The organism is Halogranum amylolyticum, assembly GCF_900110465.1.
Classification (GTDB): domain Archaea; phylum Halobacteriota; class Halobacteria; order Halobacteriales; family Haloferacaceae; genus Halogranum; species Halogranum amylolyticum.
This window is the reverse complement of record NZ_FODV01000048.1, coordinates 1-10,492: the sequence shown is the minus strand read 5'-3', so window position 1 is coordinate 10,492 and position 10,492 is coordinate 1. Positions and strand designations below refer to the sequence as shown.

Annotated in this window: 11 protein-coding genes and 2 pseudogenes; 10 read left to right on the top strand and 3 right to left on the bottom strand. The window is 58.5% G+C overall.

Annotated elements, in window-relative coordinates:
* The 3 genes and pseudogenes from BSG17_RS25595 to BSG17_RS25585 form a co-directional block, all read left to right on the top strand.
* Nucleotides 1-443, top strand: a 443-nt coding sequence (locus BSG17_RS25595) for an HAD-IC family P-type ATPase (RefSeq protein ID WP_139246828.1), incomplete at its 5' end; no start/stop codon positions are given.
* A 22-nt stretch (nucleotides 444-465) separates the two neighbouring features.
* The gene (locus BSG17_RS29005) at nucleotides 466-690 is read left to right on the top strand and encodes a DUF7123 family protein (RefSeq protein WP_089828169.1); all 225 of its coding nucleotides are present in this window, start codon (nucleotides 466-468) and stop codon (nucleotides 688-690) included.
* 126 nt (nucleotides 691-816) lie between these two features.
* Nucleotides 817-1,037, top strand: a pseudogene (locus BSG17_RS25585) (RNA-guided endonuclease TnpB family protein); the annotation flags it as partial.
* A 46-nt stretch (nucleotides 1,038-1,083) separates the two neighbouring features.
* Here BSG17_RS25585 and BSG17_RS25580 read toward each other — a convergent pair.
* Nucleotides 1,084-1,383 carry a hypothetical protein gene (locus tag BSG17_RS25580; RefSeq protein ID WP_089828168.1) on the bottom strand — a complete coding sequence of 100 codons (300 nt, stop codon included), beginning with the start codon at nucleotides 1,381-1,383 and terminating at the stop codon, nucleotides 1,084-1,086.
* Complete coding sequence (locus BSG17_RS25575; RefSeq protein ID WP_089828167.1) at nucleotides 1,383-1,862, bottom strand: hypothetical protein; 480 nt, start codon at nucleotides 1,860-1,862, stop codon at nucleotides 1,383-1,385. Before BSG17_RS25575 ends, BSG17_RS25580 begins: the two co-directional genes overlap by 1 nt.
* Nucleotides 1,863-2,202: 340 nt before the next feature.
* Between BSG17_RS25575 and BSG17_RS25570 the strand changes: the two genes are divergently transcribed.
* Nucleotides 2,203-3,606, top strand: a complete 1,404-nt coding sequence (locus tag BSG17_RS25570) for a permease (protein ID WP_089828166.1) — start codon at nucleotides 2,203-2,205, stop codon at nucleotides 3,604-3,606.
* A 132-nt stretch (nucleotides 3,607-3,738) separates the two neighbouring features.
* Complete coding sequence (locus tag BSG17_RS25565) at nucleotides 3,739-4,332, top strand: helix-turn-helix transcriptional regulator (protein ID WP_089828165.1); 594 nt, start codon at nucleotides 3,739-3,741, stop codon at nucleotides 4,330-4,332.
* Nucleotides 4,333-4,399: 67 nt separating this feature from the next.
* On the opposite strand, the gene BSG17_RS25560 is transcribed toward BSG17_RS25565, so the two are convergent.
* Nucleotides 4,400-5,185, bottom strand: a complete 786-nt coding sequence (locus BSG17_RS25560) for a sulfite exporter TauE/SafE family protein (RefSeq protein WP_089828164.1) — start codon at nucleotides 5,183-5,185, stop codon at nucleotides 4,400-4,402.
* Between the two features lie 288 nt (nucleotides 5,186-5,473).
* Between BSG17_RS25560 and BSG17_RS25555 the strand changes: the two genes are divergently transcribed.
* From BSG17_RS25555 to BSG17_RS25535, 5 genes and pseudogenes are all read left to right on the top strand, one after another.
* Nucleotides 5,474-7,258, top strand: a complete 1,785-nt coding sequence (locus tag BSG17_RS25555; protein WP_089828163.1) for a 5'-nucleotidase C-terminal domain-containing protein — start codon at nucleotides 5,474-5,476, stop codon at nucleotides 7,256-7,258.
* Between the two features lie 381 nt (nucleotides 7,259-7,639).
* Nucleotides 7,640-8,647: an ion channel gene (locus BSG17_RS25550; RefSeq protein ID WP_089828162.1), complete on the top strand. Its 1,008-nt coding sequence runs from the start codon at nucleotides 7,640-7,642 to the stop codon at nucleotides 8,645-8,647.
* Nucleotides 8,648-9,095: 448 nt separating this feature from the next.
* Complete coding sequence (locus tag BSG17_RS25545) at nucleotides 9,096-9,392, top strand: hypothetical protein (protein ID WP_089828161.1); 297 nt, start codon at nucleotides 9,096-9,098, stop codon at nucleotides 9,390-9,392.
* A 57-nt stretch (nucleotides 9,393-9,449) separates the two neighbouring features.
* Nucleotides 9,450-9,800: an SHOCT domain-containing protein gene (locus BSG17_RS25540; protein ID WP_089828160.1), complete on the top strand. Its 351-nt coding sequence runs from the start codon at nucleotides 9,450-9,452 to the stop codon at nucleotides 9,798-9,800.
* A gap of 30 nt (nucleotides 9,801-9,830) precedes the next feature.
* A pseudogene (locus tag BSG17_RS25535) lies at nucleotides 9,831-10,339 on the top strand (DUF4396 domain-containing protein); the annotation flags it as partial.
* Between the last annotated feature and the right edge of the window lie 153 nt (nucleotides 10,340-10,492).

Below are 10,492 nucleotides of genomic sequence, written 5' to 3'. Positions count from 1 at the left end.
AGAATGTCCGTGCGGAGGTCCTGCCCGAGGACAAGTCGGACGCTGTGGAATCTATCCAGGACGAAGGCCGGAAAGCAATGATGGTCGGTGACGGCGTCAATGACGCCCCCGCCCTCGCGGTCGCATACGTCGGGACTGCCATCGGATCAGGTACAGACGTCGCCATCGAAGCCGCCGACGTGACGCTGATGCGCGATGATCCGCTCGACGTCGTGAAGGCGATCCGCATCTCGGACGCGACACTCCAGAAGATCAAGCAGAACCTCGTCTGGGCGCTGGGCTACAATACAGCGATGATCCCGCTCGCCTCTCTCGGGTTGCTCCAGCCGGTGCTGGCGGCAGGCGCGATGGCGTTCTCGTCGGTATCGGTGCTGACGAATAGCCTGCTGTTCCGTCGGTACACTCCCGACCACGACTACAAACTGCTTGGAAAGCTCCGCTAACCGCTAGACGTTCCGATTCATTATGTCCAACGTTTCCCGTCAAACAGTGCGCGCGTACCTCGTCGAGAGGGCCGGCACAGAACCGACGTATCTGCGGGCTCGTGAGATTGCCGGCGACCTCGACGGCTCGCCGAAAGCTGTCGCACAGTATCTGAGCCAGCTTCAGGACGAACTTGTCGATGTGTCGCTTGAGCAGTGGAGTCGCTCGAAGAGCACGACGTGGCGAGTTGAGACGAGCGAGTCGTGAGTACCGCCACCCGACGCGTCGAGACTGCACTCCCCGATCCCGCTACTCGGGAGTTGTGGGCGTTATATTTGCTTGCTCCAGTGGTACTCATCAGTGCGGTGTTCCTTGCATCTACGACCGGTTTCCATCTGGGTGCATGAACACTCCTGCCCCCCGTGCGGGTTCGAGTGTGACCGGGACGCGAACGCGGCGATGAATGCCCTGCAACGCGGCTTTCTGAGCTAGAATGGCCCGAAGACACGCCTGTGGAGACTGCGCTCCCTACGCACACCACTTCGGTGTCTGTAAAGCGCGTCATCGACGCAGGAAGCCTCGAGGTCGTCCGAGACGGCGAAGCCGTCTCGTGATGACGAGAGAGCTCTGCTCTCTCGAACCACTTGACCCTGAGGCAATTCACGTCATGAAATAATGAAACGAGAAATACCCGAGGATAAGAAGACCTCCCGTAACGACACTCAGTAGCGCGTAGTTCGCCCACCGCCGCTCGTCGCATCGACGCTGTGGCGTGGCTATGACGACGAGTCCGAACATGACGAGCGTCAGGACGCTCTTGCCGAGCCAGTGATGCAAGAATATGGTCGCGATGAAGGCTTTGAGCGGTGGGAACAGTTCCGCCGCGAGTGTAACTGCAGTGACGAACCATATCGAAGCGACTGTCGCAACATAGTACCGGAACAGCGAATCCATTGCCATCAGGGGCCTCCTTTGAGAAGTAGTGCTGGCTCCGTTGCTGCTCGGAACCCACTCGTTATCAGATACCCCATTCCGGCCATGAGGAACGCGACGAGAATTAACAGTCCTGTCGTCACGAGTAGAGCATATCGAGCGTCGCCGGATATCTCGTCGTGTGCTCGTAGCGCCATCGTCTGGAGAATAGCGAGGATGGGTAAGAAGAGAAAGATGTGCTCTTTAGCCTCCATGAAGACGAGATGGCTCCATGGTTGCGGCCCCTCAACGATGAGTTCCTTAACCTGCTGATAGCCAGTGAGATAGTAATTGCCGCCGATGACCCACGCCAACGCGAGCGATATCAGTGCTACGAGAGAGATACGTCTAACACGGACGACATTCGTTTGATCGATGCCTCGATACACTTCGACGAACGTCCAGAGAAAGAGAACGGCAGAAATCTCTCCGAATACGGCGTGAAAGCCGATTCCTGGATGAGGCATATCTATATGTTGGTAATCTCATGGCTTAGCGTTGTGTTCTCTCCGATAAGGACGAACTGAGAGAACGTACGAACGCGGTTGTGGAACTCGTGTCTGTGTGGTCGCTGTGAACCACCACGAAGCCAGGCATGAGGCACTCGCCTTGCCTGTCTGTAGAAACGACTCGAAGTACCCGCTCACCGGAGCCAGTGTTCGAACAGTCGGTGAAGTCAGATAATAGAAGTCCGAACAACGAAAGACGATTTCAGGATGAAGCTCCCTTCGAATATACGGTTGAGAGCCGTCAAAAATTCAGTTTCTTGAGGGCAATCGGCATAATCGATGGCCACCTAGTATAGATATGCAAGCAGCCCTCGTCGACGGAATCCTCGAGTCATTACGGATCGGCGTCGGGTTCCTCTGGACGGCGGCCTGGGCCATCATCATGGGGCTCGTCATTACGAGTCTCGTCCAGGTCTACGTCTCGAAAGAGCGGATGGCCCAAGTCCTCGGAGATGAGAATCTGAGTGGCCTCACGAAGGCGACGGTGTTCGGCGCCGCGAGTAGCGGCTGCAGCTTCGGTGCAGTCGCTATTGGGAAAGGACTGTTCAAGAAGGGTGCGCACGCGGTGAACATCCTCGCGTTCATGTTCGCCTCGACGAACCTCATCGTCGAGCTTGGTCTGATGATATTCATCCTCCTCGGGTGGGAATTCCTGGTTGCAGAACTCCTGGGGGGTGTCATTCTCATCGCCGTGATGGCGGTCCTCGTCCATCTGACGCTCCCTGAGAACCTGTTTGAGCAAGTACGGCAGGAACTGAATCAACGCGACCACGACCAGGGAATCACTGAAGACCCGACCTGTGGGATGGAAGGAAAAGACGAGTACTCGCTGGTGACCGACGGGGGCGAGACGCTGAAGTTCTGCTCGAAGGGTTGTCTGGAAACCTACCAGCAGGAGGCTGCAAGTAGTGGCGGGTGGCGTGACGAACTCCTCTCGTGGGGCGGGTGGTACAAAGTCGGGAATCAGTATCGCAAGGAGTGGTCGATGATCTGGAAGGACGTCGTCGCGGGCTTTCTCATCTCGGGGTTCGTCATCGTCTTCGTCCCGCAGTGGGTCTGGAACACGCTTTTCCTCCAGGGTGAGGGGCTATTGGTAAGCGCAGAGAACGCCATCATGGGTGTGACAATCGCTGTCATCAGTTTTGTTGGCAGCATGGGCAACGTCCCGTTCGCCGTCGCGCTGTGGGGCGGCGGCATCAGCTTCGCGGGAGTCATCGCGTTCGTCTACGCTGATCTCATCACGATTCCCGTCCTGAACGTTTACCGGAAGTACTACGGCTGGAAAGTGATGCTGTACATTCTTGCTGTCTTCTTCGTGACGATGGCCTTCACGGGCTTTCTCATGGAAGAACTGTTCGAGGCCCTCGACATCGTCCCGGACCTCACTGGCGGACAGACCGCGAGCGAACAGACGTATTTCGAACTCAACTACACGTTCTACCTCAACATCGTCGGGGTCGCCCTCTCGGGATTCCTCCTCTACGTCTACCGGCGTGGACTCGGTGCACCAGGCGAGTACCGTGATCCAGTCTGTGGGATGCGGACCGACGATAGCGGGCCGAGTCTCACCCACGACGGCGAGACGTACTACTTCTGTTCGAATCAGTGCAAACGATCGTTCGAGAAGCATCCATCCGAATTTGCACATCACCATTCAAGAATCCCAGAGAGGGGAACCTCCCAGAGCCATGAGCATCACTGAACGCTGTCACCCGATATCGAGTTTCGCGGCCAAGCAGTCCCGCGCAGTGCTTCAACCAATCAAAACTGCTACACCGATGTCTCGCCAACCATCAGGCATGAACGAATATAACAGCCGATCGAGGTGGGACGGATGATTCAACGGCGAGCCGATACAGTAGTCGGTCTTCTCGTCGCTGCGGTCCTCATCACCGGTGGGGCGCTCAGCTGGCGAGCGTACCAGCAACAGCAGGCCTTCCAGGAGATGGGATCGATGATGGGCACGTCGATGGGAGCGGTTCACGGAACGAACCCGCTCTGGTACGTCCTCGGGACCCTCCTGGTCACGGCCATCATCAGTGGCGGTTATCTCACAACCCGGGGTGATCTCACCAGCACAGACGTCACTGCCCATCCACAGAAGGAGATCTCGAACCCGACTGATCGAGAGCAGCCTGACTCGCCAGAAAGCCCCGTGGAACCGACTGCGGCAGTCAATCCAGAAACCCAGCCGCAAGCTCGCGTGTTGGACCTCCTGCCGGATGACGAACGTCGCATCCTCGAACCGGTCCTCTCCTCACCCGGAATCACGCAGATTGAGCTCCGGGATCGCTCGGACTTTTCGAAGAGCAAGGTGAGTCAGACCGTGAGTGCCCTCGAGAAACGTGGGCTGTTGTACCGCGAGCGCCAGGGGCGAACGTATCGTATCTATCCGAGTGACAACCTGCAGCAGAACCAGGCACAATAGCTATCGTTGCCCTGCATTGAGGACACCCGGAAAGCCGCTGTATCCCCCGGGTGCCCGCTGAAGGCGGTCAGAGTTCCGGAACAGCCGTGAACAGTAGGACGAAGGCATTCACGGTCAGTAAGGTCAGGACGAGCCACTGGAAAATCCGTTCGGGAATATTGTCGAAAATGTATACCCCGACCCAGGCACCGAGAAACACCATCGGAATCGCTACGAGGGCTTCGATCATGAGCGGTGCCGTCACTGATCCTGTGTAGGTGAGACTCCCGAGTCGGTAGAGCATGAGCGTCCCGAAGAAGGCCGTGAACGTTGCCTTCATCTCCTCGTCGCTCCAGAAGCCGCTGGCGGACATGAATGTACCGTAGATGATCATCGGCGGACCAGGGACGGCAACGGCACCGCCGAAGATTCCGGCGAGCAACCCAGCAGTTGCACCGGTTATCTTCCCCGGTCGGAAGTCCCGCGCTTCGATCCAATCCGTGACGACATCGACTTGTTGTGTCACGCCCACAATGATGACTGCCAACACGAGGATAGAGCCAATGGTGACGCGCATCTGTGCCTCGTTGAACTGGCTGAATACGTAGATACCAAGTGGCATCCCGACGGCGAGTCCTGCGACGGGAACGATCCACTTCTGCCAATCGAACACCTCCCGAACGCTCCACCAGACGCGAGCATTGCTCACGACTGCAGTCGCCGTAAAAATGATGGACGCGCTTGAGGGCGACCGGAACAGTGGCATCAGCCCCATCGATACCTGGGCGAATCCAAACCCGGCGATCCCGTGCAGGACAGAGGCGACTAGAATGACGGCCGCAGAGAGTCCCGTTGTCACCCAGTTCATCATCATCGATATGATACCTCTTCATAATCCACACGATTCATCGCTCTGGCTTTCAGTACGAGACACAGACATACCACAGTTATCGCTCAGATAGTAGGGAAATATCGGGGGCAAAACGATAATCACAACACTATCGAGGGGGCGTGCTGTTTGATTTTGAAACCACATCCATTCCTTCTATCGAACCCTTCCGCTGATTCGGCCCAAATCAGGAGAGTCATCAGCTGTGTGCTTACTTTCGATTATTGCCCACAACCTTTGAGCTAGAGGCTCTCGTACGCTGTCAACGTTAGTATGACCGAACAGCAGGCAACGGTTGGCGATTGGCGACGTCTCGACGGGAGTGCCGCTCACCATACAGCGGGTGAGCCTGATCTGGTGTTCGCACATGTTAGTGACCTTCACGGACAGCTGACGGCTCGACACCAGATCTACTACGACAATGCGATGTCGGGACCCGACTTCGAGTTTGGGGACGCGGACCGCACCGTCAAGCGAGGGGGTGGCGTTCCCGTGCTCGCGGCGAAACTTGCCGAGCTTCGGGCCAACCACGAGGTGTGTACGCTGATGAGCGGCGATACGTTCCACGGCTCCGCCATGACGACGTACACGAACGGGCGAGCGATGCTCGAACCGATCAACGAGCACCTCGTCCCGGACATCTACGTTCCGGGTAACTGGGACTACTCGAACGAGGCCGCCGAAGACGGGAACTTCCGCGACCTGATGGACGCACTCAACGCGCCCGTCCTCGCGAACAACCTCTACGACTGGGAGACAGACGAGCGGTTGTATGACGCGTACCGGGTCCTCGACATCGGCGACCTCTCGGTGGGCGTCGTCGGGATGACGAACGTCTACGTCGACCGGATGGCCCCTGCGTTCTACGAGGGGAAGTACCGCTTCGGCAAGCACCCCGCACTCCTCGAAGAGTCAGCGCACGCCGCCCGTGAGGCGGGAGCGGACATCGTCGTGGCGGTCACCGAAATCGGTCTTCCGTGGATGGTCCAGGCTGCGAAGGACTGTGCGAACGTCGACGTGATGTTCAGTGCCCACACTCACGAGTACACGTACGATCCCATCGTCGTCGAGGAGACTGAAACGGTGGTCATCGAGTCCGGCATGGGCGAAGCGCTCGGCCGCGTCGACCTCCGAGTTCGAGACGGGGAAGTACAGTTCAGACACCACCTCTACTGCCTCACCGAAGACGGCGAGTACACGCCGGACCCGGACGCCGATGCAGCGGAGACCGTCGAGTCGGTGCGTGCGCCGTTCTTCGAGGAAAATCCAGAGTTCGAGCGGGGGGCCGGGACGCTCGACCGACCGCTCGACACGGTCGTCGGGCGAACGAAGACACCGCTCTACCGGCAGTCGTTCCTCGAAAGTGCCTGGAACACGCTGTTCAACGACGCACTGCAAGCACACTTCGATACCGACCTGGCCGTCTCACATGGATTCCGGTACGGGACCGCGATCCCGCCGGGCGATGTCACGCTCGGCCAGTTATACACGTTCTTCCCGATGGCGACGCCCGTTGCCCGCGGCGTCGCGTACGGCCAGCAACTCACGAGCCACATGGAGGCGTTCCTTGAAGATAACTTTACGCCGTACCCCTACGATCAGGAGGACGGTCGGGTCCGCAACTTCTCCTCGAACGTCGAGGTGACCGTCGATCCGACCGCCAAGCGTGGCCGTCGCCTCGTCGAGATGCGCATCGACGGCGAACCGGTCGACCCGGAAGAGACGTACTCGGTGGCGACGTTCCGACGGCCGGGCGACCCCGAACGCGACCTCGGCAACTGCGGGTTCCCGTTCCAGGACGTTGAGGTCGACGAGGGGGCGATTCCGGTCGACGTTATCGTTGAGTACCTCGAAGAGCACTCACCAGTCGACTACGAACTGATGGGGCTGATCGAGACCGCGGACGACGGCGGCCGAGCCCAGAACACGCCCGCAGATGGACCCTACCCGTTCATCCAACCAGGCGTCGATTATCAGGGCGGTGAGGCCTACTGTGAGACGGCCATGATTCCCCGTGGGAACGCCTTTCCTGAAAAAGGGCGTAACCGAAAGCGGTAGACAGCGACGGCACCCCAGACAGATCTAACGAACGACGAACCAGATACTACACAGGTAAGGGTCCAAACGACCCACTCTTCTACGACTACGGCTACGGATACGGCGACAGCTGTCTTGTCTTCAGATGCTGTCAGTCGTCCACCTGGTTTCTCGGCGACGCTCGTCTTGTTGTCGTTTGTAGTCTCGAGTCTCTACTGGATCGGCGCGACTAGATTCCTTACTCTGGTGCCGTTTTCTCTTTTTGAATACAACGCAGTTGAACGGTTTGACTTCACTTCCCAGGCCAGAACCCTATTGAATTCGGAACTCCAATCGAACCGTGAGACGCAATGGACCGCTGGGAATTCGTACTCCTAACTGGACTCGTACCGTGGGAACACGATGCCTGATACGGCCCCTCTATACGCCGCTCTGGGCGTGATAGTCCTGAGCGGAACGATCATCGACCTCCTGTGGACGACGATTTGGGCAGAAGGGGGTTCAGGGCCGCTCACGACGCGACTGATGAGTGGAATCTGGAAACCACTTCGGCGAGCCACAAGCCGAGAGTCCCAGCTCCTCACCTTGGCTGGGCCGCTGATTCTCGTCGCCAGCCTAGCGACGTGGATTGTTCTATTGTGGCTCGGTTGGACACTCGTTTTCGCTGGCTCCGAGACCGCAGTTATCGAAACTAGTAGTCAAAGCGCCGCTTCGTGGGTCGAACGGTTCTACTTCGTCGGCTACTCGCTCTTCACCCTCGGCAACGGCGGGTTCAGTCCGAAGGGGAGTGTCTGGCAGATTGCGACCGTGTTCATGACCGCGAGTGGGATGCTCGTCGTTACTCTGCTCGTGACGTACGTGCTCTCGGTTCTCGGCGCCGTCACTCAGAAGAAACTGTTCGCCAGTACCGTAAGCGGACTCGGACGACGAAGTGAGGAAATCGTGGCAACCGGCTGGAACGGGGAGCAGTTCGATGGCTTTGATCTCCCTCTTAATACGATTACAACCGAGCTCAACCAGCTCACAGTCAACCACATGGCGTATCCAGTTCTCCACTACTTCTACACGCAACGACGACAATACGCGCCAGTCTACAACGTCGTTGTTCTCGACGATTCACTCACACTATTGCGATTTGGTGTCCCGGCGGATATCCAACCGAGTGCCCCCGTCCTCAAGAACGCCCGATCCAGTGTCGAGACCTATCTGGAAATGGTTGACGAGATGTTTATCCCACCGGACGACGCCCCAACTGCGCCAGAGTTGGATGCACTCCGTCAGGCTGGAGTTCCGACGGTCTCTGACGAGGAGTTTGCTGACTCACTACGTGATATCGAGACCCGACGACGCAGGCTCCACGGGATCACGGACGCTGATGCCCGGCCATGGCCCCAAGCTGATACGATGTAATCCCCTTATGAACCGTAGCTAGAAGCGAAGAAAAATCACCGAACCGCAGCTGTGTTCGTCTACTTACGCCATCGAGCGGCAGGTCTCTGCGCACTGGCGGAGCGGCTCGACACAGGTATGGCAGTGGTCGTGCTGTCTTAGATGCGTGGTGCTTGCAGCTCCGCCCGGGTACGGAGGTTTGGGAATCTCACCGGCGAGTATCTATCGACGCTCCATCGGGCGTGGGGATGGTTCCCCCAGAACCACAGTAGCGTGAGCCCACTCACCACCTCCCGTGACTGGGGGAGCGGGTGAGGTCACAGTCTGCCGAATACGCCCGCAGTGAACGATTTCTCCCGCGAAGAACGATTAGATCGATCTATAAACGCTCTCGAACGCTCTCCCGTGCGGATTCACACCCATGGCGATAACTCCCGAGCGGTCTTACGACTAACCGAGGAGAAAGACAATGACCAACTTCACACTCGGCCGCTGGCTGCTCGTGGCGCTCGCGATCGTCGGACTCGCATTCGTCGCTCCTGTGGTCAGCGCACACGGTAATGCGACGGCTGCTGACGACGCGCCCCCGTATCATGGGACGGTTGCCGACTGGGCGACCTGGATGGAGTCGCACATGACTGAGTACATGGGCCCCGGTGCTGCTGAGTGGATGGAGTCGCACATGGGTGTGTCCGTCGACGAGATGGCCCAGGAGATGGCTGACGACGACTACAACGGCGGGATGTACGGGCGGGGCCACTGCTGACGGCTCTGACCGTTTCGATCGCTTCGACAGAACACCACGATTCACAAACTCAAGATAATGACACAACTCACTGCTCCCATCGGACGCCTTGCTCGTCGACTCACGCTACTCGCCGTCCCGCTGCTGGTCGCGACGACCGGCACAGCTGTCGCTATGGGCGGAGGCTACGGCGGCGGCATGATGGGCGGAGGAGGGGGACTCTTCGGCGGCGTGATGGGGCTGTGGGGTCTCCTCTGGATGGGGTTACTGCTCGCGATCCCGCTTTACCTCGTATTCGCGCTCGCGAGGCGTCGGGACGATAGAACCAACGAACGGCCGCTGTCGGTCCTCAGAGAGCGCTACGCCCGTGGTGAACTTTCCGCCGACGAATTCGAACGACGGCGTGAACAGCTGGAACGTGCTGGATGATCCATCCGGTGTTAGTTCCACCACGGATGAGGGCTGGCGATCTACTGGTACGCGGGACGGACGCAGATCTCCTACGATTCGCTGTGGCGACGTGGGTTCCGTTCGACCGCGCACTGCTACTCCGGCTGTGGAGCCGGTGAAGTCGTCGGGATCACGCTCGCACAGGGATCCTCGCGCTCACTATCGGGTGGGTCGCGGCGATCACCTTCGGGTTCGCGTACCTCTTCGGCTACGCGTTGACGATCGGTCCACTCATGCAGGATAGGGTAAGTTTCAAAGAAGCGATGTGGGACGCTCTCCTAAGCGAGACCCCTTCGATCACGATCATGGAAATCTTCGCCATTGGAACCGACCTCTTGCTTGCTGCCGAGGCACACATGGGTGATCTGCTGTTCTGGTCTGCACTCGCCTTCTCACTGTCTATCGGCTTCCTCGTCGCGTGGCCCGTCAATGTCGCACTCGTCCACTTCGGTGTGAAAGAAGGGATGAGCAACCCGGCGAAGATGAGGTCGAGCTCGCAAGGCGCGGCGGGCGACTGATCACGTTTGAGGAAAGTTCGGCGGATGGTGGATAGTGTCGCTTGCGAAGATGGACGACGTCACTAGTGTTCCGTCAATTCTCATTCGCTAAGGCTATCTCCTCTGCTAGCGTCTTAGATGCAGGAATTCGGGGGAGATCATGGCAAGGAAGAA